General features: G+C 45.5%; 21 protein-coding genes. 12 read left to right on the forward strand and 9 right to left on the reverse strand.

What is annotated here, in order from left to right:
- Nucleotides 1–157 precede the first annotated feature (157 nt).
- From JGK36_RS01115 to JGK36_RS01130, 4 genes are all read left to right on the forward strand, one after another.
- Nucleotides 158–1,345 carry a hypothetical protein gene (locus JGK36_RS01115; RefSeq protein ID WP_293196002.1) on the forward strand — a complete coding sequence of 396 codons (1,188 nt, stop codon included), beginning with the start codon at nt 158–160 and terminating at the stop codon, nt 1,343–1,345.
- Nucleotides 1,346–1,789: 444 nt separating this feature from the next.
- The gene (locus JGK36_RS01120; protein WP_293196004.1) at nt 1,790–2,437 is read left to right on the forward strand and encodes a type I restriction endonuclease subunit R; all 648 of its coding nucleotides are present in this window, start codon (nt 1,790–1,792) and stop codon (nt 2,435–2,437) included.
- Between the two features lie 52 nt (nt 2,438–2,489).
- Nucleotides 2,490–3,107 carry a hypothetical protein gene (locus tag JGK36_RS01125; protein ID WP_293196006.1) on the forward strand — a complete coding sequence of 206 codons (618 nt, stop codon included), beginning with the start codon at nt 2,490–2,492 and terminating at the stop codon, nt 3,105–3,107.
- 22 nt (nt 3,108–3,129) lie between these two features.
- The gene (locus JGK36_RS01130) at nt 3,130–3,258 is read left to right on the forward strand and encodes a hypothetical protein (RefSeq protein ID WP_293196008.1); all 129 of its coding nucleotides are present in this window, start codon (nt 3,130–3,132) and stop codon (nt 3,256–3,258) included.
- Between the two features lie 720 nt (nt 3,259–3,978).
- On the opposite strand, the gene JGK36_RS01135 is transcribed toward JGK36_RS01130, so the two are convergent.
- The 6 genes from JGK36_RS01135 to JGK36_RS01160 all read right to left on the reverse strand — a co-directional run bounded on the left by JGK36_RS01135 (nt 3,979) and on the right by JGK36_RS01160 (nt 11,538).
- Nucleotides 3,979–7,419, reverse strand: coding sequence for a DUF4347 domain-containing protein (locus JGK36_RS01135; protein ID WP_293196010.1), 3,441 nt, complete (start codon nt 7,417–7,419; stop codon nt 3,979–3,981).
- Nucleotides 7,420–8,380: 961 nt separating this feature from the next.
- Nucleotides 8,381–8,782: a hypothetical protein gene (locus JGK36_RS01140; protein WP_293196012.1), complete on the reverse strand. Its 402-nt coding sequence runs from the start codon at nt 8,780–8,782 to the stop codon at nt 8,381–8,383.
- Nucleotides 8,766–10,049, reverse strand: coding sequence for an RNA-guided endonuclease IscB (gene iscB / locus JGK36_RS01145; RefSeq protein ID WP_293196014.1), 1,284 nt, complete (start codon nt 10,047–10,049; stop codon nt 8,766–8,768). Before iscB ends, JGK36_RS01140 begins: the two co-directional genes overlap by 17 nt.
- A 204-nt stretch (nt 10,050–10,253) precedes the next feature.
- A complete protein-coding gene (locus tag JGK36_RS01150; RefSeq protein WP_293196016.1) occupies nt 10,254–10,499 on the reverse strand; it encodes a hypothetical protein in 246 nt (81 codons plus the stop codon).
- Nucleotides 10,500–10,574: 75 nt separating this feature from the next.
- Nucleotides 10,575–10,949 carry a hypothetical protein gene (locus JGK36_RS01155; protein WP_293196018.1) on the reverse strand — a complete coding sequence of 125 codons (375 nt, stop codon included), beginning with the start codon at nt 10,947–10,949 and terminating at the stop codon, nt 10,575–10,577.
- A gap of 28 nt (nt 10,950–10,977) precedes the next feature.
- Nucleotides 10,978–11,538, reverse strand: coding sequence for a hypothetical protein (locus tag JGK36_RS01160; RefSeq protein WP_293196020.1), 561 nt, complete (start codon nt 11,536–11,538; stop codon nt 10,978–10,980).
- 192 nt (nt 11,539–11,730) lie between these two features.
- On the opposite strand from JGK36_RS01160, the gene JGK36_RS01165 reads away from it, so the two are divergent.
- The 4 genes from JGK36_RS01165 (at nt 11,731) to JGK36_RS01180 (ending at nt 16,393) form a co-directional block, all read left to right on the forward strand.
- On the forward strand, nt 11,731–12,015 hold the full coding sequence (locus JGK36_RS01165; protein ID WP_293196022.1) for a hypothetical protein: 285 nt from the start codon (nt 11,731–11,733) through the stop codon (nt 12,013–12,015).
- A gap of 322 nt (nt 12,016–12,337) precedes the next feature.
- Nucleotides 12,338–12,580, forward strand: a complete 243-nt coding sequence (locus tag JGK36_RS01170; RefSeq protein ID WP_293196132.1) for a hypothetical protein — start codon at nt 12,338–12,340, stop codon at nt 12,578–12,580.
- Between the two features lie 2 nt (nt 12,581–12,582).
- Nucleotides 12,583–13,104, forward strand: coding sequence for a hypothetical protein (locus JGK36_RS01175; RefSeq protein WP_293196024.1), 522 nt, complete (start codon nt 12,583–12,585; stop codon nt 13,102–13,104).
- A 292-nt stretch (nt 13,105–13,396) separates the two neighbouring features.
- On the forward strand, nt 13,397–16,393 hold the full coding sequence (locus JGK36_RS01180) for a DUF3854 domain-containing protein (RefSeq protein WP_293196026.1): 2,997 nt from the start codon (nt 13,397–13,399) through the stop codon (nt 16,391–16,393).
- Between the two features lie 1,069 nt (nt 16,394–17,462).
- Here the strand turns inward: JGK36_RS01180 and JGK36_RS01185 are convergent.
- Entirely contained in the window at nt 17,463–18,419 is a 957-nt protein-coding gene (locus tag JGK36_RS01185; protein ID WP_293196028.1) for a nucleotidyl transferase AbiEii/AbiGii toxin family protein, read from the reverse strand.
- On the reverse strand, nt 18,416–19,237 hold the full coding sequence (locus JGK36_RS01190; RefSeq protein ID WP_293196030.1) for a DUF6088 family protein: 822 nt from the start codon (nt 19,235–19,237) through the stop codon (nt 18,416–18,418). The genes JGK36_RS01185 and JGK36_RS01190 overlap by 4 nt, the downstream gene beginning before the upstream one ends.
- A 490-nt stretch (nt 19,238–19,727) precedes the next feature.
- Between JGK36_RS01190 and JGK36_RS01195 the strand changes: the two genes are divergently transcribed.
- Together JGK36_RS01195 and JGK36_RS01200 are read left to right on the forward strand one after the other, a co-directional pair.
- The gene (locus JGK36_RS01195; RefSeq protein WP_293196032.1) at nt 19,728–20,063 is read left to right on the forward strand and encodes a nucleotidyltransferase domain-containing protein; all 336 of its coding nucleotides are present in this window, start codon (nt 19,728–19,730) and stop codon (nt 20,061–20,063) included.
- On the forward strand, nt 20,060–20,455 hold the full coding sequence (locus JGK36_RS01200) for a HEPN domain-containing protein (RefSeq protein WP_293196034.1): 396 nt from the start codon (nt 20,060–20,062) through the stop codon (nt 20,453–20,455). Before JGK36_RS01195 ends, JGK36_RS01200 begins: the two co-directional genes overlap by 4 nt.
- 56 nt (nt 20,456–20,511) lie before the next feature.
- On the opposite strand, the gene JGK36_RS01205 is transcribed toward JGK36_RS01200, so the two are convergent.
- Nucleotides 20,512–21,612, reverse strand: coding sequence for a hypothetical protein (locus JGK36_RS01205; protein WP_293196036.1), 1,101 nt, complete (start codon nt 21,610–21,612; stop codon nt 20,512–20,514).
- Nucleotides 21,613–21,782: 170 nt separating this feature from the next.
- Here JGK36_RS01205 and JGK36_RS01210 point away from each other — a divergent pair, with 170 nt between their 5' ends.
- Together JGK36_RS01210 and JGK36_RS01215 are read left to right on the forward strand one after the other, a co-directional pair.
- The gene (locus tag JGK36_RS01210) at nt 21,783–22,049 is read left to right on the forward strand and encodes a hypothetical protein (RefSeq protein ID WP_293196038.1); all 267 of its coding nucleotides are present in this window, start codon (nt 21,783–21,785) and stop codon (nt 22,047–22,049) included.
- Nucleotides 22,050–22,936: 887 nt separating this feature from the next.
- Nucleotides 22,937–23,992, forward strand: a complete 1,056-nt coding sequence (locus JGK36_RS01215) for a ParM/StbA family protein (RefSeq protein WP_293196040.1) — start codon at nt 22,937–22,939, stop codon at nt 23,990–23,992.
- Nucleotides 23,993–24,353: the final 361 nt, after the last annotated feature.

A 24,353-nucleotide genomic window follows, 5' to 3' on the forward strand; every position in this document is an offset into this window, starting at 1 on the left:
ACAATGAAAATTATTTTTGATGAATATCTGCCAAAATGGAATTATCGTGCAGTGCCGACTATTTAACAGACGCTAAAGTTATTAAATTTTCATTCCTTATACTGCAAGTGCGATCGCATCTGCATCTAAGGCTTTTCCCAATACAGTCAATGCTGGGATGCTGTCTCGCCTGACAAACTACTTGAAGAAAACTCTTGCAGAACCCGGACAATATGAGTTTTGCCGAGACTTAGTTTGCAAGAGTCAGGTAAGGTTGTTATCTCTGATAGCCTTAGCAGAGTTAGGTGAAAAACGCAATGACTTTCTCGCAGATATCTATCAGCAGCGAAGTCAATATAACCCAGTCACTCAAATTAAGCTAGCCCGTTATTTATCGCAGTTCAAAGACTGGCAAGATGAGTCTAAATTGCTGAATGACGAGTTGCAAAAAAACATCTATATTACGGCTCGATCGGCTGCGGTAAATCTGCCTCAAAATCGAAGCTGGCTGGCATCTCCTACCGCTATACAATCTCAAGCTTTGCGGCTGTTTATCGCTCAAAAAGGCAAGGCAGAAGATATCGATCGCCTGTTGCAAAGTCTCCTGAATTTGCGGCGAGATGGCACTTGGCAAAGCACTTATGACAACTCAGAAGCACTTGCAGCTTTAGTAGATTACAGCCAAACTCAACCCACACCACCCAAGTTTCAAGCTACCGTAAAATTGGCTGGCAAAACCTTAGATTCCATGCAATTTGATGGCTACCGCAATCCCAGTAAATTTATCACCGTAGCAACAGACCAATTACCGCAAAATGGCGATTTGATTGTTGAGAAATTCGGTCAAGGTACTCTGCACTATCTAGTTAATTACGGTTATCGTTTGCCGGGAAATCAACCGGGACGCTTAAACGGGTTACGAGTAGTGCGAGAAATTCGATCGGCCGGTCAGGATAAAGTATTAGGAAAGCAGCAACTTGCTATTCCTAAAGATGATTTGACTTTGGGAGTCGGACAAGTATTCGATATTGGTTTAGAAATTATCGCCGATCGCCCTGTGGATTGCGTGGTAATTACTGACCAATTACCTGCTGGTTTCGAGGCAATTGATAACAGTTTCCAAACTTCTACCAAGGCAGTGGAAGCCCAGGGTGATAGCTGGCAAATCGGGTATAAAACGATGTATCGCGATCGCATTGTTGCCTATAGCGATCGCCTCGAACCCGGAGTCTACAGCCTCCACTATCTCGTCCGATCTGTCACTCCCGGCACCTACCTTTGGCCGGGCGCAGAAGCTCATTTACAATACACTCCCGAAGAATTTGGGCGATCGGCTTCCTCTACCTTGATTGTGTCCGACAAGTAAATCAGCCTTGGGGCGATCGTACTAATTAACTAGCTGCAACTTACCCCACTACCTGGGTGCCTAACTTAGGCATCCAGTTATATCAAATCCGGTCGATCGCTGACGATAAAAACTTACTTGTCATGAGTCAAGTGTAACGAAGTAAAAAGGGCGAGATTTTCACTCCACAAATGATTCAAACCATTATAGAATAATATCAAAATTAGTAGATTTTATTTTTCATAAGTCAATCTAAAATCCAAAATCTAAAATCACCATGCCCCACGCCGACTCAGAAGCAGCCCCAGAAGTCGAAACCATCGCCCTCTTTGAAAAACTCGGCTACACCACCGCCAACTGCTACAATAGTTAGACAGGCGAAACCTGCAATTGCTGTCTGCGACTCAGAATTCCCTCGCCTTCAGGCAGGGGAGTATTTCAATCACCTTCCCTTGCATTAAAGCTATGGTTCAAACTAAACCGATTTCCAAAACCATCACCAGTTTGCTTAACCTGCGAGAAAGATTCAATCTAACTCCAACAAGCAACGATCAATTTTCCCCAGAATTTACCCAAAACTTACCCGAACTCACCGACTTTGAAACAGCCGCACTAGACCAAATCAGAAATCGATTTCTGCGCCATAGAGAACGCGGTTCCTTAGCCGAAGGAACCATCAATCACTTAGTCATTTCTCCCTTATTAACCCTAGCAGGCTTATACGACGAGCCCTTCTTTGTCACCACAGAACCCGAAGTCGAACTCATCCTAGAAGACAGAGACGAAATACTTAGAGGACGCATCGACACGCTGATTATTCAACAGCAACTCTGGGCATTAGTTGTTGAATCTAAATCAACAATTGCTTTTTCTGTTGCCCTACCTCAAGCCCTCACCTACTTGATGGCAAGCCCCAACCCAGAACGCTCCGTTTATGGATTAATCACAAATGGCGATGAATTCCAATTTATCAAACTCATAATTCAACCAGATCCTCAATACGATTTATCTAATATCTTCTCCCTGCTACTCCCCCACCGCAATCAACTTTATGACATTATGCGAATTCTCAAACAAATCAGACAAATAATGCTGCAAAGTATAGATAATTAATCTCTTTGATCGTTATCAATATCCAACAAACAAGCAAAACAAGGTAAAAGATATGTCTTACAGCGACTTTACATTAGCAAAAATAGTAAAAATATTCGGTTTAACAGTTTCTGAAAAACTCGATCTTTTTCCAGGAGTTTCAGACTTTAACAGCAGTCTTTATTTGCAAGAAACCCTTCTATACAATCTCCCTTTGGCGCTTGCTATCAATACAGAAAAGTCGCGTTCTGAAATGATTATTTCTCCTATTTTAATTGAATTAAAAAAGTTCTTTACGCAACCCATTAGTTTATTTTCAGGCGTGGATTTTACCGTTGATGCGACCAGAGGATTAAACGGAACCTGCGACTTTCTCATCAGCCGTTCTCCAGAACAGCTATTTATCAATGCCCCCGTCATCACAATTGTAGAAGCCAAAAAAGAAGATATTAATGCTGGATTAGGTCAATGCGTAGCAGAAATGTTAGCAGCAAGATTATTTAACGAACGGGAAGAAAACCAAATTGACCAAATTTATGGGGCTGTCACAACTGGGGATAGATGGAAATTTTTAAAATTAAAAGAACAAATTATTGAAATAGATTTAGGAGAGCATTTTCTGAGCAACAATGTTAATAAAATTTTGGGAATTTTAGCCCACGCTATAAACGAATCAATAGCAGCGTCATAACCTCTCTCAATCCAAAACTATCATGTCCCACCCCGACTCAGAAGCAGCCCTAGAACTCGAAACCATCGCCCTATTTCAACAACTTGGCTACACCACCACCAATTGCTACAGCGAATGGATTAGCGGCACTAGGGCGTCGGTTCAGTATTAGGAGTTGACACTCATCGACATAGTATGTGTGTTGATGTAGATCTTGGCAGAGCTCTCGCATGAGGACAAAAAAATGGTTGGCGATCGCGATCTACTGTCGCCTCATCCTTCGCCCTACATAATACATATTTCGTTCTTTTTATCAAAATATTCTACTGTACCGACGCCCTAGCAACTTAGCAATGGCAATTTAATAACTTAAGCAATCTCGATCTTTCAATCCTTGCCTGTAAAGCTAGCGGGCGTAAAGATGCTGAAATTATTGAATTTTCATTCCTTAGGGCGACCAAGGCTCTCCTGGGTTTGTGGTTAAAATTGTATCTCAAGCTACAAAAATCTTCCAGTGCAAGTCTTGAAACTCATACCAGGAGTCATATACGCTTCACTTATCACCGAATATCCAGGAGAACCGAAACCAAAAGCGAAGTTGTCCTTATCATTGAAACTCCGGCCGAAACCGTATCCTCGAATCCAGGAACCTGCGAGAGTCTTGAAAGCTAAACTGCGGGCTTAATAGACTTGAATTGCCAAAATATTTTTGCGGTGTTGTTTGCATTAATTCTTGTTCACTGTTCCCCGTTCCCTGTTCCCTATTCCCGACTTTTGCAAGAAATCTAATTAAGACTTGAGCAGTGCCATTGGACTTCAGCCCTCAAAATAGAAAGAGCTAAAGTCCTGACTGCCAACTAATTCTATGGCGATCGATCGCCCGCAATCTCAATTAAATTAGTTTGAAATCGCCAGCGGCAATTTGGTTGGCTGACACTCCAATTACTGTTGCCAAAAGTCGATCGCCATAATTGATTAAAGCGCCGCTGTTATTTTGCGTAACGCTCAACTGTCCGAAAGTCAAACCTCCTGTTAATCCCAACAAATCTTGACCGTCTTGCCAGTCGGTTACGATATCGCTTCCCCCTCGAATATCTAAGACAAAAATGTCATTGCCGCTGCCGCCAATTAAGCAGTCATTACCTAAACCTCCATACAATACGTCATCGCCACCAGCACCGATGAGAGTATCGTCATTTTTACCTCCATACAAAGTATCGTTGCGCTCGAATCCATTGAGCAAATTGCTAGCGCTAGAACCCATCAAAACATCACCGCCGATCGAATCGAGATCTTGACTGCCAAATAACAAGTCGTTAGCGATACTGCCGCCAAGAGAATCTGAGATTTGAGAAGCACGAATTGAATTGTTATTTCGCGCACCGCTAAGGGTGTTAATGGCAGGAGTTACTGTTGACAAAACATCGGTTCGGATCCGAATAGTATCGCCGTCAATTGCTACAAGAGTGTCTCTCGTATTCCCTACAAGAGTGTCATTGTCGGTAATTGTCAGAACGGCAGCGACAAGACTGTCTGTGCTACCGTTGCCGAGGAAAAGATTGACAGTCTCAGAAAGTTCGCTCAAAGTATCGTCAATCGTTGAGACAGTGAAAGTTGCGCTAGTTTGACCGATCGCAAAATTCAACGTACCGCTAGCAGCAATGTAATCGGGTTGAGAACCACCAGCAACGGCCGATCCGTCAGCAGTGTTAAAGTTAACTGCAACATTAGTATTGCCATTGCGAAAAATTTCGATCGAGGCAGTGCGACCTTCTTCGATCGTATAATTCGCGGCACTAAAACTGAAGCCAATTCCTGGTGTCGGCGTTGGTGTCGGTGCCGGTGTCGGTGTTGATATCGGCGTTGGTGTCGGTGCCGGCGTTGGCGTTGATATCGGTGTTGGCGTTGATATCGGTGTTGGCGTTGATATCGGTGTTGGCGTTGATATCGGTGTTGGCGTTGGTGTCGGTGTTGGCGTGTCGTTAGCCAGAATCGTCACTGCGGTTTCAGTTATGTCTCCGGGCTCGGCATTGATGATATTGCTGAACTCAAAAAATGCCGTTTCATCTAATTCTGGGATGTCGTCTGGATTGATTGTAACGGTGACGTTTTGACTTAATTCCGCCGTACCTGCGGGAAATGTTAGGGATGTTGGGGCAAAAGTGTAGTCCGCATCCAAAGTAGCGGTACTGCTAGCGTTAGTAAAGATGAAGACAGTAACATCTTCTTCGGGAGTTTCGTTGAGAATGACAGGGACGGTAATGGTGGTGGGGGCAGTTCCCTCTGTAGCGGAGTATGCAGGGGCGGCAAAGCCAACTTTTTTAACGGGCTGGGCCTCCTGAACCTCGAAAGCTCCAATATCTACTGTTTTGTTGACGATGCGGGGTTTACCTCGCTGATCGACATTGCCAGGGGCCGCAGCATTCTTTCCGGCGTCGATCGCGGGACTTTTAACTAGCAATGCGTGGGTTTTTGTAGGGCCGTCATTATTGTTTAAGGGGCCGAGCTTGGGGTTTACGGGAGCTCCCGCTTTACCTATCAGCCCGCCAGCCACGAACACAAAGTTGCTGCCGTCTTTAATACCGATCAGGTTATTCCCATTGTCAGTGAAATTACCTTTGACATCGGGAGCATTTCTAGCAGAGTTTTTGGCAATGATAGTGTTCTGAACTTTGACAGTACCACCAGCAGTAAAAACTCCCCCACCGCTAACGTTATTGCTTGTATTTTCGGCGATCGTGGCATTGGTAAGATTTATGTTGCCAATCTCGTTGTAGATACCGCCACCGTTGCTTGTGGCAATGTTGGCTTTGTTGTTAGAGAGGGTACTATTTTTGATGTCTACTTGACTTGCCAAGTTGTAGATGCCACCGCCGTCGTGATTTTTTCCTTGATTGCCGGTGATTTTGTTGCCCGAAAGAGTGCTATTGGAGATCGTGACGGTTGCGATCGTGGAGTAGCTGTAAATGCCACCGCCACTTAAAAACGCCTGGTTGTTGTCGAGGGTGCTTTCGGAGATGTCTGCAGTACCCCGACTGTTATAGAGGCCGCCACCACTGTCTGAGACTGTACTGTTGTTAGAGAGGGTACTTTTTTTAATTTTAATAGTACCTTCACTGTTGTAAATACCACCACCTTGTTGCTGAGCTTTGTTGTTATTTATCGTGCTTTCGGAGATATCAGCAGTACCCAGATTGTTATAAATGCCACCACCATTGTTAGAGAGCGAGCTGTTGTTAGAGAGGGTACTTTTTTTGATATTAACAGTACCTTCCTTGTTGTAAATACCACCGCCTTCTTGCTTAGCTTTGTTGTTATCGATCGTGCTTTCGGAGATATCTAGCGTACCGCCGGCGTTGCGGATGGCACCGCCTTCAGCAGTAATATTTACTCCTGGTATTTGGACTCCTGGTATTTTGACATCTCCTCCTGATATCTTCACGCCAGAGATCGTGAAGTTATTCTTGTCGTGGATGTCAAAGATGCGATCGTTCCAGCCCGCTTGAGTTGTGATAAAAGTCTGGTTAGCACCTGCACCTTTGAGGATAAGATTGCGTTTGATGTCAAGGTCGCCTATCTCACCAGCGTCTTCGCCAATTCCGAAGAGGGTTAGGGTAAATTTCCCTGCAGGCAGATTGATGGTATCTCCGGCAACAGAGTACAGAATCGCTTCCCGCAAAGAAGTACCCGTGGTAACTCTGCCTGGTTTAGCACCAACTAAGAGTCCACTGTCCTCGTCGGCAATAGTGGTAACAGGGATAACGGCGAGAACGTGGCTGTAAGCTTGCACGATCGCCCGATCGAATGCTATGGGAAAATCGATCGCACCTGCTGTTACTTCTAAATTCCAATCTCCCCCCAATGCAGCATTACCGGTTAAGTTTTTGGAGGCGGCAATGTTTGCACCTGTTAATTCCCTCAAATTTTGGAGGAAGCTGATATTTTCGCCTACCCTGCACCCGTACAAAAGTATGGTGGCACCGGGTGCGAGGCTGTCCCGCCATTTTTGCAGCAGCGGGGCATAGGCTTGGAGAGTCAACGCGCTGAGATCGGTATTTCCCAGTTGAATGCTGCCGGGACTGCCGTGAGATACAATGTGAACGGCGTCGATATTGGTGCGATCGCTCAAAATTTCAGCGATTTGCTCGACTCCATCTCGCTGCGCGTCAAGTACGATCGCTTCTACTCCTTCTACAACTCCTCCAATTAAACTTTGATAATCTTCTACTGCCGCATCAATAAACACTACGGAAGTAATATTTTTGGCGCGATCGATCGCGCTGAAGCTATCCCGAAATCCTTTGAATCCGGCGGCAAATAATGTTGCTGTCATTGTTGGGTACCTGATATAGATTTACAGTGCTTTTGGTGTACGTAAGGTACAATTCAAATCCACCAACCCCACCCCGACCAGGGCAACCACGGGGGATTGCTCCTACGAAAGGGAACTATCTACTTCATCAACCTGGAACTTGCTCTAATAATAGGTACGGTGAATTTCTTGCTGCGGATCTCGATGTAAATAATCTTAACAATAAGTATATTTGCAGGGTCGAGTGCTTTTTTTTGACAGATTAAAATACTGTAGTTTAGACTAAAAAATAAGGGCAGCTAAAAGTAGCCACCTTTGAAGCTCAGGCAAGCTGTTGTTTAAAAACTCAAACAGTAAAAGATTAAACGATTAAACGATTAAACGTAAGGATTCAGGTCACACCAAAAGCACTAAAACCTATACTACATAAGCATTTGGTCAAATTATACTAGAACTCCCATTCTTATTAAGAAACCATGAAAGCATTTAGTTTCGTACTTATTGAGAATCAAGCTATTGATGAAATGGAATTCTTGAATTTTATAAGTCGCTCTGTGACTACATTTTAGGCACCTGAATTACGAAGCATTATTTCGTAAACTAGAAAGTTTATCAGATGTTCCAATTGGTCAATTATCCGGAAAAATGGGAGTAATCATAGACCTGGTATCTGACAACTTCAAATTATCAGATTAAAAATGTTGGTAATTAGCTTAATGTTTCTGATTTTACCTTGAAGTTGTGGCAACTCATAAAACATGATTGTACAGCTCAATTAGCAATGAATGGAGTGTGTTTGAGAGCAGGCATTCTAACTATCAAATCTGGCACAATTGCTGGGAATTCACCCAATTTGCAGCTAATTCATGCCTCTGGTTTGCCGATCGAGATCGAGAATCCCCGAACGATCTCGCCCACCATCCACAAAAAAAAATTCGCCCAGCAAAGGGTGTCGCTGGGCTGTTTCGTGAACCGCAGACAGCTACTCCTTGTGCCGGTCAATTAGGGCAATGAGTTGAGCGATCGCCTTCTGTTCTTCTAGAAGCAGTTCCTTAAGCTGGCGCATCTGCTCTTGGTTGGGCGGACGGTGTACCAAATCATCAACGAAGTCAAGGATTGGAGATTTTCTCAAGGGTCTACCCAAGGCAACTTCATCTCGCAAGCGCTTGGTTCGCTCCAGCCTTGACCGTTGCAATCGGTTTTTCTGCTGACGGCGTGCGATAAGCCCGTCAAGTCTTTGACATTCGTTTCCAGTCCTCTTCATCTCCACCCCAAATGCGGCAAGGAGACTCCCGTTATACCCGCTCTTGGTTAGCGTCCGGGGAATTGCCACCAACCAATGAATTACCGATAGGGCATCCTTAGAATCAGGTCTGGTATTCATAGCCGTCAGCCTTGTGAATTGTTTTCAAATATTTTGGGTGCACGTCAAACTTGTGAGTTGGTAGTTGCAGAACAAAACTTGGCCTGAACCGAATGGCAACCCGGCCGACATACCGACCTGCAAACTTCCCTGTAGGGACATTAGCTTTAACGATGTCTCCTGTTTGAAAGTTTTGAAAAGACTTAGATGACGGAGCATGAGCCTTGGGAAATCCGTATTTATCAGGCCGACACCGCTGGCGAGTTCCGTGTCCTTTGGCTTTAACAATTAACGGCTTAACTCCATTAAGAAGTAAGCGTTCGGGTGTAGATGCTCCTACACAAGCCGCATCAGCCCAATGTGTCTTTTCAATGCCCCTAGTCTGGCGGTTGAATTTTGTCCGACCGCCAGTTCCTACTTCTACAGGTAGTCCAGTTGATTGCAGCCTTCTGTACAACTCCCATCGGGTAGCATTAACTGCTGCTGCATCCTTAAGAGGTGCTTTTGCTTGAGCTAAAATTCGCTTGAGGATTTCAGGTTTCTTCTTGAGGAACTCCCCAACAGGTTGGTTTCCCTTGGCTTGATTGCAGGAATGGCAACTCAGGCAGAGATTGCTAACTCGGTTAGAACCACCTTTGCTTCGAGCGAGTATGTGTTCGATCTCAAACGGAACATTTTCAATGCCGCAGTAAGCGCATTTCCTACCCCATTTTGCCAACAAATACTCTTTGACTTCAAATCCAAATAATTCGCCTCGCTGGTACTCTACGCCGCTAATTTCAGGGTTCTGGAGTTGTTGCAAGTCAAACCTAACCAACTCTTGAGAAATTGCGGTAATAGGACAAACTTTTCTAATTCGATCCACCCAAGTTTCAATGTTTGCAATTCGACTCTCAAGAGACGGTGGCAGCCAGCCCTGTTTGCGGGTTCGGTTTAAGAAACGAGGTTTGCGGTAACGAGTTTTACGGTTGCGGCGACCTCTTCTTAAGGATCTGCGAGACTCAAGGGCGTCTTTAATCTGCTGCCCTCTGTGAGTTATTTCAAGAGCATTTGTAACGCGCCCAGTTTCTTCTTGAATCACCGCAAAACCAGTCACCTTACTACCGGGGTCGATTTTGATTCGGTGCGGGTGAGTTGTAGATTCTTCAAGGGTTCTGTCCTGCATCACGATGGTGAATGGATAGCGCTTGAAAACTCTAGCTCTACCTTTTTTTAACAGTTCTCTCGCTCGTGCCTGATGGCAGGGATCAAGAGGAAGGAGATTTTTGTCTAATACGAAAACGCGCATTACTGCACCTCTCATTACTGGTTAAGTTTGCCTCGACGTTGTTAAGACTCGGTACTTTCTGAGTAACACTGGCTTTCCCTTAATGACCTGTTTAATTACCCAGTTGTAGAGCAAGGAACTGGCACGCATTCCTTGGTACGAACTTTAACTCTTAGTCTTAACGGCTGCTAATAGAAAACTAGCCGTCTGGTCAACAGGCTCAATTCAAGCCCACACCTGACCCTGTGAGTAAGTGTGCGGTAGTTGACATATGTCTTTCACTTGTTGTTTCAACTCGGTTATCTGCTCGCTAAGACTTGCCACCTGATCTTCAATGGCATCTGTCTTATCTTCCTGGATTTCTAGAGAAATCTCCACTGATTCAACGTATTCCGTTAACTTTTGTATTGGATCTGGTTGGGGCGTATCACCGTTAGGCGACACGCCGTTCGACCCGTTGCCGTTGGTCATGGTCATTCCTCACTGCTATCTGATAGAAGAAACTGGCGATCGCTTTTGATACAGATAAAACTATCGCCAGCCTTGCTACAAAATGGTTACTAAGTTGTTACCAAGTTTTATGCCAATTAGTTCGTTGGACGAGCGTGGGATTCTCTTGGTAATAATGCTCATGAATTCACCCTCACTTGGAGCAGGCATCAAGAAACTCCACTCGCTGATATGAGCGAACTGTAGTCTGTAAAGCCAGCGAATCGCGTATGTCACCCCGTAACTCGATCCAAAAACCATTATCCTTACCCGTTCGCAGCCATCAGATTGAGCTGGCAAACTGTTCACACCCCTGATGAACGAGGGTAAAGTGTCGTCTGGATTAGGCACAAAATTCAGATTTGGGGAACACATCAATTGGGGCGTGAAACTTGGCGGCGTTTCCAACCCAATGCCAAAGTTTGTCATCATAATTTGAGCTCCTACTCGTTCTAGAGGATTAATCGTCCCTCCCATCGCCCGGTGTGGGTGCTGTCGGTGCGTTGGATTCGCTAGCTATCCGCCAGCACAACGCGCTTGCTAGTTGGTTTTGTTCCACACGATCAAGAACTCGCACTGTCGGGAACCAAAGCTGCAAGTGGGATAAGTCGTTGTTGACGCTCCCCGAATACGCTTTGAACGGGTCGCTCTCCAAACAGACGAAGGTTCGCAAAACATAGAGTTCATCCGAGTTGAGCCCATCCAATCGATTGATTAAGGATTCCAGGGAATATTTCCTGGGCGCCATGTAGGGAACCACGGCTTGTTCCCCTAGTTCCCACCAATTCATCATGTTGTCTCGTTCGGTGGAATACAGAATCTCTGACTTGCGGACGCACACGTAAACCGGTTGTCCGTCTTCTTGGATTGGTTTGTCCTGGTCATCCAATAGCCGACCTGTGAGGGTTTCAGAACGAACATCCGTTACTTCGATGCGTCCCATTGTGGTGGTGACGCAGGGGTTAGGGATTTCGACAAAGCTTGGTTGGGCTGGTGGTTGCTGCCCGTAATCTGCGAACATAGAGGAAATCTCCATTTATTTGTGAGTGCCATACCCCGCCCCAGAAGATTGCGAGTCAGAGGGGGCGGGGTTTGGTTTTGATGTTAACTATAGCTGTGTATGCACATACATAACTATGTAGACACAGGCATAACACTTTTATTTAGGTATTGTCAAGCCCTATGATGAAATTTGTTGTGCATACACAGACCAATGACCAGAAAACCAGCAGAACGCAGCGCTTGGGGCGAAAACAAAGAGCGCTACAGCATTTTTGTGACTCCTACCGCAATGAAGGCGATCGACACCAGGGCTGATGCTCTTGCCATCTCCCGCTCTGAATTCTTGGAACAGTTCGCACGAGGGGTCGCGGGAATGAACGATTCTGAACTAACAAAGGAGGATAGGGAGAAAATGTGCAAAAGTCCTGGAATTCAGCATCGCTCTATCTCGCGACGAACTTGCTGGCAAGGGCTTGTTCCTCAAACGCAAGGCTAGGAGCGATCGCGCCCTTTTTCTAAAAAATCAAATTATTGAATGGGAAACACTACTTGAAAAACTAAGCTGAACTGCGCGTATACACCAAGATTTGTTGACCTCGCGTTTGGTGTATACCCAAAACAGCAACGCCAAGTGTGCTGGATTAAAAGTTCAAAATGTCTCAGATTTTTTGCCAAAAGCTTTTGTGGACTGCATTTAGCTAGAACCAGAGCTAAGAACGGCATTTCAAACTTTTTGAGTTCCCAAACCCCCAAACCCCCAGGGAAAGATAAAAAGCTGGAGGCGTTTTAAAATACATCCATTTAAAGGAGTGACTGCAATGATTGGATGGCCGTTTAGCAAAAGTGAGGATGACGATTCGGAGCAGGAAAACAGACATTCAGCCTCATCTGAAGAGGATTGCAAGGAGATGGAAAAAAAGTATGGGTGGGAACTCAAAAAAGTCGAACAAAACGACGACGATTCAGAACTTTCGGTCGATTGCGTCTTCAAAGGCAAGCAGACGAGTTTTTGGGATATGTGGGGCGACCACCAAGACGACGACAATAAGGATGAGGCATAGCTATGACATTACTCGAACAAATAACACCAACTGAAGAAATCGAACTGTACGACCCACTGGCAAGTAAGTCTACCCTGAGCCTTTACCTAGTCAAAGAGCAAGAAAAATGGGTGCCGATCGAGAGCAAAGAGCTTGTGATTGGCAAGCAGCTAACTCGACTTTTGCAGCTTTCGCACGATTCCCGCCCCCTACTGAAGCGCCGTGTCAAACTTGGCGAACGGTTGACTTACCACGTCAAAAAAGAGGGCAGCCCTTGGAAAGCTTACCTTGTTGTTCCCTCAGACTGGGTAGTGGTCAGAGTGTTTCGGTATGAAGCCGATTTATCAGAGATTGAGGAGGAACTGCCGGAGTTTCGGGACGTACAGATTGCTTACTGCGAGCGCCAACCTTTGACACCAGAGCAAGCTGAGGCAATGACTTACGAGATTGTTACCAAGGTTTCCGTTGATTCCTTTGGTGGCGATCGAGAAGCTTATCAGAAATTCCTTGCCAGCGAGCAATCTAAGCCATACGTTCAGGTTTAAAATTGGAGGATCTATCAACTTATGGAATTACAGAGGCTCTCGGCAACCACCGAAAAGCCTCGCAGCTTAAGACCAGACCAGACCAAAAAAAATGCCCGCTGTCTTTAGAAGAGACAACCGACAATCAAAAATAATAAAATTCTAAGACCATCATAGTTCAAATCTGCGATTACCGCCAAATTTACACCTTTGTAAATCTCACGGTAGTGAAAGCAGGGCCGTCTCTTCTACATTTAGCGGGTTTTTGCAAACAAAACCAGTTAGCACCGCTATGAGTAGCGAGAGAGGATCTATGAATGTTGTAACGCAAATTCAATCTACCGCTTATCTTTCCAGCAAACACCAGAGCCACATTGAGAGCCGGGGACTGCTAAACGATTGGAGTTCCGTCAACTGTCGAACCGTAACGGAGGATGAGGCATCAGTATATTTGGGTTATACGGCGAAATCCGGCGGCATCCTATTTGTGGGCAAAACCACACAATTCCAATTCAGACCCGATAAACCTTGGAAATCCTCCGGCTGCAAAAAAGCACCCAAATATCGATCGCCCGTTGGTGAATACGACGCATTCTTGCCGCAACATCCGACAGATAAGGATTACTGGGACCCAGAAAAACTCAAACTTGTTTGTTACCACATCAACGACCATCCTTACCTCATCATCACAGAGGGAGCATTTAAGGCGATCGCGGGATGCAGCCACGATTTACCGACAATTGCCTTGATGGGCATCAGCATGGGGCTGACTGCCAAGAAGAGCGATTTGCAGGGTCAACGCTATCTCGTTCCCACATTAGAATCCTACGCTCGTGCTGGTTTTGGGTTCATCATTGGTTTTGATGCGGATGCAGCGACTAACCCAAACGTCATTTGGGAACAGCGAAAACTCGGCCACCAGTTGCTCAAATTTGGCGTTCCCGTCCGCAGCGTTACGGGACAATGGGAACCAGGCACTGAGGGAGAAACCAAAGGAATGGACGATTTCATTCAGAGAAAAGGAATAGAAGAATTTCGGCGGATGCTGGTCCGTTCCGTGCGGTTCGAGGACTGGGAAAGCTCGCTCAGCGACGGCAACAGCCCCCCCCAATTCTCCCTCAAACCGCCCGCACCGCAAGAGCTCGGGGCCCAGTTTGCTGAAGATTTGCGCGACAGGCTCTGCTACTCTGAGGAACACAAATCTTGGATGAAATACGAACTCCAGCACCGGGGAGTTTGGGGCGCTGTTAGCGAAGATTACGTACTGAGCGCAATTCACGGGCTTTGCAAGGCTCGGGGGACTGTGCCGAACAACGCCTACTGCGCCAACGTTCTGGGGGCGATGAAGCGGGAGCTGTACGAATTCCAGTGGGGCGAGCGACCCTCAAACGAACTCCTGCCCTTTGAGGATGGGGTGCTAGAAATCGACAACAACCAGTGGCACTCTCACGCCCCCGGCTTCCGGCTAACTTGGTCGCTGCCCCGAAGCTACAAAGGAAGCGCCGTTAACACTGGATGGGCAAAAATTAACGACTGGATGAATCAGGCAACCGACGGCAACCAGAACAAAAAAGAAATCCTGCTAGCCTTCATTGCGGCCAGCTTGCGCGGTATGTCTTCCTTGCAAAAATTCTTCATGCTGAATGGGCCTGGAGGAACCGGAAAAGGGCTTTACACCCGGCTAGCCACCATGATTGTCGGCGAACGAAATACTTGGATCGGGAACCTCGAAGACTTAACCAAAGCAGACAAAGTGGCGGAATTGCAAACGAAGCGCCTGGCCGTTTTTGACGACCAAGAGAAGTACACGGGCAACTTGTCAAACTTCAGGTCGCTGACGGGTGGGGGGCTCCTTAGCGGTCGCAAACTTTACCAAAACGCGGTCAGTTTCCGCTTTCCGGGGCTGGCTCTAATCACCGCAAATCAGCCGTGTTTCCCCGCCAGCGGTCTGTCTTGGTTGAAGCGCCGGATCGTGCAGGAGGAATTTCGGTACACCCCAGTCAAGCGCAACCGCCACCTCGAACGGGAGCTAGAGCCGGAGCTGAGCGCGTTCACCCAGTACCTGCTGACAATTCCAGTTGCCGAAATCGAGCGCATCTTGGGCCAGGAGGGTTGCGGTATCAACGGCACTTTCTGGGCAGATCGGGTGCGGGCCGACCCGATGGCATCGTGGGTCAACGACTGCCTCATACATGACCCAGCAGCCCAAACCGCGATCGGGGGCGATAAAGATGAATGGAAGGACGACGATTACAAGGCAGCCAAGTCCACACTATTCGGTTCTTACCACCACTACTGCCGCAGTGCCGGATACAGCGCCAAAGGTAAAAACAACTTCTCAGCAGACTTGGTAGAGCTTTGCCAGTTCGTCCTTGAATGGAAAGATGTTTTGAAAGATCGGACTGCTTCTGGCACGGTAATCAAAGGATTGCGGTTGCGGACGGATGCCGACACCAACATTGCCACCGTGGAAGATTTGTTATCTCAAAATGTAGACCTAGGTCTGCATAATGTAGATCTAGGTCTGCATAATGCAGACCTGAATGTAGACCTAAAAGCTTTAACAGACAAGGCTTGTGTAGACTATGTAGACCTAAACCAAAAAGTTTTGGAAGAAATAGAAACTGAAATTTTACCGCCGATATCAGGTTCGATGCCGATATCAGGTTCGATGCCGATATCAGGTTCGATGCCGATATCAGGTTCGATGCCGATATCAGGTTCGATGCCGATATCAGGTTCGATCTCGCCAGCCACTGATTCAAACCTCAAGAAAGATGATTCTGAGAAAGTTATCCCCTCTCAGGTCTACACGGCCAACACAAACCATACAGGCCAAAGTATTGAGCCTCTGGATGGTCTACATTCAGGTCTGCATTCAGGTCTGCATTCAGGTCTACATTCAGGTCTGCATTCAGGTCTACATTCAGATGACACGTCACCTTCTGAAGTTCCAATCCCGTCGCCAGAGTCAGAGCAAGCACCACTAATTGACTCGATCGACGCCGAACAGCAAATGGCAAAGCAAGTATCGATCGAAGCCACAGACAAATTTGAACCCGCCGTTAACCTAGAGTTAGTTGAACAGATAGTCGAGGGGGTGCTCCAAGCGATCGCAGAAAATGACCCCGCAGTGGCTAGGAAAGCTGTTGCACCTATAAAACGTGACCCGACAGGCGACCTCAAGACAGCAGTTAAAAATTCCTTGACTGATGAGGAAAATGCAGCTTTCAAGGTTTTGGTTGCCAAGCCACAAACCTCATCTGAGCCTGGTGCAGAGTCGGAGCCACAAACTCCATTCGATAGTTAGCAAATATTCCGTCGCATGGATCGCCCAATGGCTGACTACCGAGTTAGAGCATTTGGTATGCGATCGCATGGACGACTTTTTGCGCCGAGTCGATCGCCCAGACTAAAGCCAAATTCTGCCTCTGTTTTTAACCCACCTTATCCCAAGGGGCTAGTTTTACGCTGCCAATCCAAGAGAGCCGGTTACACTTGGGAATAGAAATTAAATAATTTACACATATTTGTGGGATGGGCGTCCCGCCCGTCTTTTCTGGACGGGCGGGACGCCCATCCCACAATAATTAAAATTGTCCGGTTCTCCATTTGGGTCGAAAAAACTGAAATTTCGATACCCCAAGTATTTGGGAATTGAGATGGTAAAAAACGGCGCAATGCGGAGTAAGTAAAGACGCGCAAGTTTTGTATCCATGCCCCCCTGTAGTATTTGCCTGAATCTGGGTTTTTGGCAAGATTGGCTTCCTATTCAATGCAGGTTTTGACAGTCTAAAAACCTCTGTAATTCTTATAGTGTATAAGTTCTTGATAAATAAACTTAAATTGATTTAAGTGTGACGTTAATAGACAAAAGTATAAAGTTCGCAGACGAAAATGAGATGAAAGTGTACGAAAATAGACGAACTGCGAACGAATATTGTCACGTCAAGTTTGGTGTAGTTTTAGTATTGGTAAATCTAGTTTGGTTGCAGTTTGGTATCGCTCGCTCGCAGTAAAATCTAATTTGGTTGCTCCTAAAAATCGGTATCATTAAGCACATTTTATCGATAAAATGTGCAAATTGCCGATCGAAAAACCGTAGTTTCTTGGGGGCGTCCGGTAGGACGTTTTTAAGGAGAGTTTGTGCGGTAGATTTTTGTAGGGCGTGAATTACACTTACAAATGCTAGCCGCGGGACTGCCACTTTGATGATCATCGTGCAATTCGTTTGTGAGTCAAGAGACCTTTTGCAAAAGTCAGCCTTAAACCGAACACCAAACGTAAGGATTCAGGCCGATCGCTTTTCGATTTTCACATTTCAACCTCAAATCTAAATGTGAGCAGGTTTGAGCGATTAGTATTGCAGGTCGCAATAACTAAAGTTGGTTCCGCAGTTCAGAAAAACAAGCTTCTATTTCCTCCCATGTTGGATAATTGCCATAGCATAAATTTTCGCACTGCTGCTGATATTCCTTGGCGATTTCTTGGCGTAATTCTCCTATGGGAAACAGGGCTATGCTGTTGCAAAATGTCAAGTTTTCAGGCGGGTCATATTGTTGTGGGAATTCTTGCTGGCTGAGGAAAGCGCAATTTTGCTTGATGTCGCTATATTCTCCACTCCCTAACATTTGCTGAACTTCTGGTGTCTGCGCTAAACAAAAAAGATCGTAATAATGGCGAGTTGCTGTTCCTAAAGGAACTTCTTCGCGCTGGTATTGCCTTACTTTGGCATGAATGGCAAAGAGTTTTTCTACAAAAGTGCGCCGGAAATGCAGCAAAGTCATCGAAAAATGCGATTCATCTTCAGCATTAAGGCTATCATTAATTTCGCGGAGAAATTCAGCGAGATAGGACGACAGCGAGACTGTTTGCAACGGATAAGTACCGCTGCGAGTTCCCATCTCTAGAAACAGACGCGAGCTAATTGTCCCCATCCCAGCAAATTGTTGAGGGTAGTTAAAATAGCTGTGCCGATAGATGCCTCGCTTGGATTGAGACTGGTTTAATGTTAATCTTGGATGCTGGCTGACAGCAGTTTCTATTGCTTTCAACTCTTTGTCAGCTCGACTTTCCCCGTATCGTGGAATAAACGCATCTTTGTTCAAAAATAAGTCAATATCTTCGGAGAAGCGTTCGATGAGCTTCCATCCTTTTGAAAGGCTGGTTCCTCCTTTAAAAATAACTTGATTTTGCCACTGATTCGCTACTATTCGCAGCGCTTCAGTGACATAGTAATCTTTTTCGATGAATGCTTCGGTAAGACTGAGTTTGGCAAAGTGTTCTCTGGCCGCCAGGATAGCATCGCGAAAATCGGGAGATTCGCAAAGTTTCATTTTGCTTGCCATTCATGAGCATAACAAAGGTTTCTCAGAATCCCAAAGTCAAACCGGGAAATCGGGTTTAAGTTTTGGCGAAGCTGTTGGAGTTGCTGACGGCTTTTACCTAGTTCTTGACCAATTGCGCCTAGCATTGCTCGCACGCGGGGAGGTTCGGCATCTGCTACAGCTATTAAGCGCTCAAAGCTCACGCCCTCACGAAAGCACTCTAGCAGGCGTTGCTTAGTTTGCTCAGGTGATAATTCGCTCAGCTTTGCTCTCGACCTCAACAAATCCAGCAACGCTGCTTCTGTGTTAGAGAGATGTTTCCATGTTTCAGGCCTGCGGGTGTGAACTTTCGCCCGATCGCCGATAATGGTGCGTGGAACGCTATTCGCTGAGGTAGCAAACTCACTTTGTATTGCATTCTGAGTGCTGAAGCCCAAGAAGTTAGCAGCGCTAAGTCCTGCCGGCTGCAAAGTTTGAGGCATTGACAATTTTTGAATCTCACTTTGAGAGGGGCGGCTGCTACCAAAGCGCGTTTGGCGGGGCCGATAATAAAGTCCCTTACTGACTCGTTCTAGCGTTCCTGTTTTTACCATGCGGGAGAGGGTTTTGCTAACCGCAGTTGGCGGTAGTCCAGAAAAGTCAGATAGCCGCCAGTAACCTTCTCCCTGTTGCTCTATTTGCCGGTGAATCAGCGCGGAGGTATTAACTCGAATCGGTTTCATGGCTTGAATCCAATATTTACCCTCACTTGTATTATTCTTCGCTCTGCGCGTGATGTCAAGTTTTTTTGCAAAAAAACTTGACATATTAAGCAAAGGCTGTGTCATACCTCTCTTCTGTCACTCTCCGAAAACAAAAATCAAAAGCAATGTTTAAAACTCTTACTGGAATATGTTGTATTGCTGGAGCGAATTCAAAGTATTTCAAAGGCGAATATAGTGGATATTTATAATTTAATTATTAACACTCGCATCTCCCCGATTACAGCCGATTTTGCTCAAAAAATTATTGATTTTAATGAACACAAACTGCTTAACTTGAGGAAAACGTTACCGTAAAAACACACTCAGCGCTTTTTTTGGCGTGGCAAGATCCAAAACATCTTCGCGATCTGGCGCGTACACCTCTACTAAGGAAGCAATTTTGAGGGTCAGGTGGTGAGCGGTGGCAGGTTGCTTTTCAGGTTTTACCGAACGACATCGCCCCTGTAAAGTTTTGGCAACTTGAGCCGGACGACTGCGAGCATCATTTGCCAGTATAATTGGTATATTGCCAATATCTTAGCTAAAAAAATCATGGATTGGCTTATAAACAACTATGCCAACTTCAACGATCAATGTTCAATTCAAAGAAATTATTGCCCAAACCCGCCAGGGATTAGAAAATCTTTATGGCGAACAGTTAATCCGAATCATTCTCTATGGTTCCCAAGCCAGAGGTGATGCTAGACCGGACTCCGATATTGATATATTAATCCTTCTCAAAGAACCCTTCAATTACTCCCAAGAAAGCGAGCGTATTTCTGTTTTGATTGCCGATATATGCTTAGAACATACTGTCGTGATTAGCTGTATGTTTGCCACACTTCAGAAGTACCAAGAGTATGAAAGCGGTTTCTTTCGCAATATCCGTCGCGAAGGAGTCCCAATATGAACCCAGAGCAACAAAGGTTACTTGATAAAGCTGATAGAACTTTGCAGGCTGCACGGGTTTTATGTGACCAAGGCTTTTTTGATTCTGCCGCTTCCCGCGCTTATTATGTGATGTTTTACACAGTCACTGCATTTTTAGAGTCAGAGAAATTATCTTATTCTCGCCACTCCGCTGTCATCGCCGGTTTCGGTCAAAAATTTGCTCGTTCGGGGAGGGTTCCGGTGCAGTTCCATCGTTACCTAATAGATGCCCAAAAAACTCGATTAGAAGCTGACTATAACGCTGATATACAAATCTCACAAACAGACGCAGTGCAAACAATAGATCGGGCAGAAGAAATGCTCAACTTTGCTTTGGCAAATATTGATTCTATTCCTCCATCCTCTCCTTGATTCAGGAGATAGCCTGCTTTCCACTCCTGCACCCCCCAACTATAGTTGTGAGGCACTCAATCAAGTTTGTGTCTGTTCTCAATCTGTTCTAAATACTGCAATTCGGTGGGTGTAAGAGCAGTTGTTCTTTCTAACAAGTTCAGAATTTCTACTTCAAATGGATCTAAATTTCCTAATTTGTGAAGTCTGTCAGTGCGATCGCAAATTTCTTGAAGTCCCGGTTGATTTTCGAGCGGGACAGCAGTGAGAGCCGAGTGTTTGAAGGTGTATAACTGCATGGTAAGAGTAGGGATGTGTCGCATCCACACAGTGGCAGTTTTCTCCCCGACTGACTGAATGCGGCCTAACCGGCCGTTAACATCTTCGCGATCTGGCGCGTACACTTCTACTAGGGAACCAATTTTGAGCGTCAGGTGGTGGGCGATAGTAGGTTCACCTTCAGGTTTTACTTTTTGCTTGCGCCTGTTCTCAAACCCCTGTAAAGTTTTGGCAACCTTAGCCGGACTGCTGCGAGCGTCAATCGCCAAAGCGATGACCTGCTTCTTGGTCATCCCCGCCGAACGAGTTAATATTTTCCACTTCATATCCTCTCCTCCAATAGAACTCAGGGTGTCTACTGCTTTAGCAAACTCAGCGTCTCTGCGAATTGTTTTTGGGGAAGCATTGAACTGTGTCCCCAACTTTTCCTCTGTTTTCAAGTGGTCATTTTGACCACTTGATTTTCTGTCCCCGCCGTGGGACTGCTTTGTCAGCTCGTACCAAGTGCCGCGCAAATAGCTGACTGATTCAGACGTGAGGTTGCGGCGGCCCAGTTGATTGAGGAGCATCCAAACCTTGACTGCATTCCGGCTGTCGAAAGACATCTCTACAGTTTGGTAGAGGATGCCGTGCGCGGTACAAATATCATATCGGTTGTGGCCGTCGAGGAGAAGCTTTTCCTCCGCCCAAACCACCAAAGGGTCTCGACATCCTTCCTCAAGAATACTGGCTTCTAAGCTAGCGAACTCGATCGCAGTCAAAGGAGGGATAAGCGCTTTGAATTCTGGGTCAATCCGTGGCGAGTCCGCAACAGCGTGGTGGCGCTTTCCTGTTGAGCCTCGCAAAACTACGAACGGTTGACGCTGCTCGTTGCCCGATGTCTCCTGAGTTGGGTGCATTTCCTTGTGCCTCCTGAAATAAGTCAGCCCTTAACTTGCCAGCAATAAAGCCAGACACCAGCTTGAAGAGTTCTGCTGGCATGGGTTTATTCCATAAATAATATAGTAACATGGAAAAAAACAAACAATGTGGGATAATAAAGAAAATAGAGAAAGGATAATGTTGCCAAATGCCCCCAAGAAAAGGAACGCAGCTCCACCCCAACTCCCTGGCTAATTTGAAGTTAGGCGGAGGCGAACCTCGATATGAGGAGCCAAAAAAGCAAAGGAACATTCAGGTAACATCTGCGGGATGGGAAGGTTTTCGAGCTATTGCCAGAGAGCGGGGATTGAGCTTGAGTGAGTTGATCGAGCAGATTGGCAGGCGCAAGATTACTTTGACTGATGCTGAAGAACAAAGTCCGAAACTTTTGCTTTCCAGGGGAAGAATTGGATGACAATTCAGATCGTTCAAGCGATGAAAACTAATTTGAAAAAGCGATGAAAACTAATCTGAAATTATTCGCGATAAATTAGCCGACTCTAGCTTTGATCTCGCTCCAACTGTTGCAAACCTATGCCACAAGAAAGTCAACTCTCCACAAAATTTTTATGTGTCTTACGCTTACCTTACCACCCAAAATTGAAGCACTTCTCCGCCAACGCGCCGAGAATACAGGGCAGGATATAACCCAATACGGTTTACTTAACGCTTTTTGATGAATTTCATATGACGATTTTCTGGCAATACAGGCATTTTTGGCAAGTCAGATTTTTCTTAAGTCAACCGTATTGAGATATAGCCAGTATTGCTCTAGCCGTCCTCGCTTTCGGGTTCAGCTTTGATGAAAGCGATTTCTTTGAAGCGTTGGAAGGCATTCAACCCGGACTTGACGATTTCGAGCAAGGTCAATTTTCCAGCCTAGAAGAATTTATCGCCGAACAGAACCGAAAATACGGACTTTCCCTGGAAGCGTAACTAGCAGTTTCGCGCTTTCGCTGCTACGAGAATCTGCGACAAGCAATGCGTAACTCCAAGAAAACCACGGTTCCGCCGTGGTTTTTTGTCCGAGGTCAATACTGACTGTAAAAATATTAACAATCTTTTAGATAAATCTTAACCATCGCGCAAATATTAACTCAATTTTTTCACGCTTTTTGAAAAAATAGATATATCTTTTGGTCGATCGCTAAAACAGTCCCCCTTGGGTTAAAAAGGTAAAAAGCAATTAATTATTTGAGCTTTTGACGGCGGCCAAATAATTAACTGCGATACCAATCATTCATGTTTGATACTAAAATACCAATCATTCATGTTTGATATGAATCATTCATGCGTAAAAATATGGCATTATCCGCAAAAAAATTAGTAGCTAGTATAGACTTCGGAGGCTGCGGAGTGAAGTCAGTAATGAGTTCGTCCAAGGGGGCCAAATTAACTTCAAGTTATATGGAACCCTATGCAGTATCAGTGCCGCATTCCAGCGCTGCCGAGTTGCAGGTATCCTTGAAGCTATCTGACCCCGAAAACTGCTGCTGGGTTGGCTGGAACGGTCAGTACGTGGCACTGGGATACTTGGCAGGAACGCACTTTTTGGGAAAGGAGCGATTGGCAGAAGCAAAGGTTGCTACGGCAGTATACAAAGTTTTGGGGATGCTGTGGGTGGCTTCTGAGAGGTTGCAGTTGGGTTCTCAATTTGAGGCTTCTCTGTCGCTGCTGCTTCCAGCTAACGAAATGCACTCGAAATTAGCGCTAGCCGAAAGGATAAAAGAAGTAGCTAATAATTTTGTGACACCGACAGGAGAAATTCAAGTAAACGTTAGTACAGTACGCTGTTTGCCAGAAGGTGCGGGGATATTTTACTTGCTAGCAGCTCGGATGCCAAATGAGTTGAGAAAGTCGGACATTGCAATAGCGATGTTAGGGTATCGAAACGCATCAATATTAGTATCGATGCGAGGAACTTTAGAAGTAATTTCTACTTCAAATTTGGGATTTCATGCACTGATTAGAGAGGTGTCCAAGCGAACCAATAACACGTATCCTGAAGAACTGGTTTCAGTGGTAGCTGCTGGGGGATGGGCCGGTAACAAGCTGAGCTTTGAACTGTCGGCAGCCGTTAAGGAAGCGCAACCGCTCTACTTTGGAGTGCTGGAAAATTGGCTGAAGAATTCGATACCAAAAAGTTGCAAGCAACTTGTATTTTGTGGTGGGACAGCCGATTATTTAAAGTTGAAATTAGAGGAGACTTTTGTCACAAATTTTAAGCTGATTTGGCACGCAGGTGAATCTTTGCCTCATTCTTTAGATGGTTTTGAGTTGGGTAACAGGTTGCTGGATGCTTACGGTGTTTACTTAGCAGAAACCGCTGTCGCAGGAGAGTTATCAGTTAACCGTTAAATTATTGACAGTCCAGGAGACATTGAGTGAGATATTAATTATATCATTCACGTTTGGTTTCCTTTCACTGCGTTATGTAAGTAAACTCCGAATCTCAAATCCTAGTGGGACTTAGACAAAAACCGAGGTAAAAATGGCTTCAAACTTAGATGGAGAAACACTTTTCGCTTAATTGGATATAAATCTTGTATTGAAAAGGGTTTCAGCCGTTTTGAGGTTATCGACCGTTTTGAGGTCATCGACTTTTTGGATTTATATCGTTTCCGGTTGTATCGGAATGATTTAACCTTTCTAGGACACAGAGAACGCAGAGGAGAACCCAGAGATGAATAATTCCTATGAATTGCAGATTTGATACCCA

Source organism: Microcoleus sp. PH2017_35_SFW_U_B, assembly GCF_020737865.1.
Classification (GTDB): Bacteria; Cyanobacteriota; Cyanobacteriia; order Cyanobacteriales; family Microcoleaceae; genus Microcoleus.

Coding starts and splice junctions, on each gene's coding strand:
- JGK36_RS01165 (WP_293196022.1), top strand. CDS start 11,731: ATGACCAGAAAACCAGCAGAACGCAGCGCTTGGGGCGAAAACAAAGAG.
- JGK36_RS01115 (WP_293196002.1), top strand. CDS start 158: ATGCTGTCTCGCCTGACAAACTACTTGAAGAAAACTCTTGCAGAACCC.
- JGK36_RS01125 (WP_293196006.1), top strand. CDS start 2,490: ATGTCTTACAGCGACTTTACATTAGCAAAAATAGTAAAAATATTCGGT.
- JGK36_RS01170 (WP_293196132.1), top strand. CDS start 12,338: ATGATTGGATGGCCGTTTAGCAAAAGTGAGGATGACGATTCGGAGCAG.
- JGK36_RS01130 (WP_293196008.1), top strand. CDS start 3,130: ATGTCCCACCCCGACTCAGAAGCAGCCCTAGAACTCGAAACCATCGCC.
- iscB (WP_293196014.1), bottom strand. CDS start 10,049: ATGCGCGTTTTCGTATTAGACAAAAATCTCCTTCCTCTTGATCCCTGC.
- JGK36_RS01150 (WP_293196016.1), bottom strand. CDS start 10,499: ATGACCAACGGCAACGGGTCGAACGGCGTGTCGCCTAACGGTGATACG.
- JGK36_RS01185 (WP_293196028.1), bottom strand. CDS start 18,419: ATGAAACTTTGCGAATCTCCCGATTTTCGCGATGCTATCCTGGCGGCC.
- JGK36_RS01155 (WP_293196018.1), bottom strand. CDS start 10,949: ATGATGACAAACTTTGGCATTGGGTTGGAAACGCCGCCAAGTTTCACG.
- JGK36_RS01120 (WP_293196004.1), top strand. CDS start 1,790: ATGGTTCAAACTAAACCGATTTCCAAAACCATCACCAGTTTGCTTAAC.
- JGK36_RS01180 (WP_293196026.1), top strand. CDS start 13,397: ATGAATGTTGTAACGCAAATTCAATCTACCGCTTATCTTTCCAGCAAA.
- JGK36_RS01140 (WP_293196012.1), bottom strand. CDS start 8,782: ATGAATACCAGACCTGATTCTAAGGATGCCCTATCGGTAATTCATTGG.
- JGK36_RS01175 (WP_293196024.1), top strand. CDS start 12,583: ATGACATTACTCGAACAAATAACACCAACTGAAGAAATCGAACTGTAC.
- JGK36_RS01215 (WP_293196040.1), top strand. CDS start 22,937: ATGGCATTATCCGCAAAAAAATTAGTAGCTAGTATAGACTTCGGAGGC.
- JGK36_RS01190 (WP_293196030.1), bottom strand. CDS start 19,237: ATGACACAGCCTTTGCTTAATATGTCAAGTTTTTTTGCAAAAAAACTT.
- JGK36_RS01205 (WP_293196036.1), bottom strand. CDS start 21,612: ATGCACCCAACTCAGGAGACATCGGGCAACGAGCAGCGTCAACCGTTC.
- JGK36_RS01135 (WP_293196010.1), bottom strand. CDS start 7,419: ATGACAGCAACATTATTTGCCGCCGGATTCAAAGGATTTCGGGATAGC.
- JGK36_RS01195 (WP_293196032.1), top strand. CDS start 19,728: ATGCCAACTTCAACGATCAATGTTCAATTCAAAGAAATTATTGCCCAA.
- JGK36_RS01160 (WP_293196020.1), bottom strand. CDS start 11,538: ATGTTCGCAGATTACGGGCAGCAACCACCAGCCCAACCAAGCTTTGTC.
- JGK36_RS01210 (WP_293196038.1), top strand. CDS start 21,783: ATGCCCCCAAGAAAAGGAACGCAGCTCCACCCCAACTCCCTGGCTAAT.
- JGK36_RS01200 (WP_293196034.1), top strand. CDS start 20,060: ATGAACCCAGAGCAACAAAGGTTACTTGATAAAGCTGATAGAACTTTG.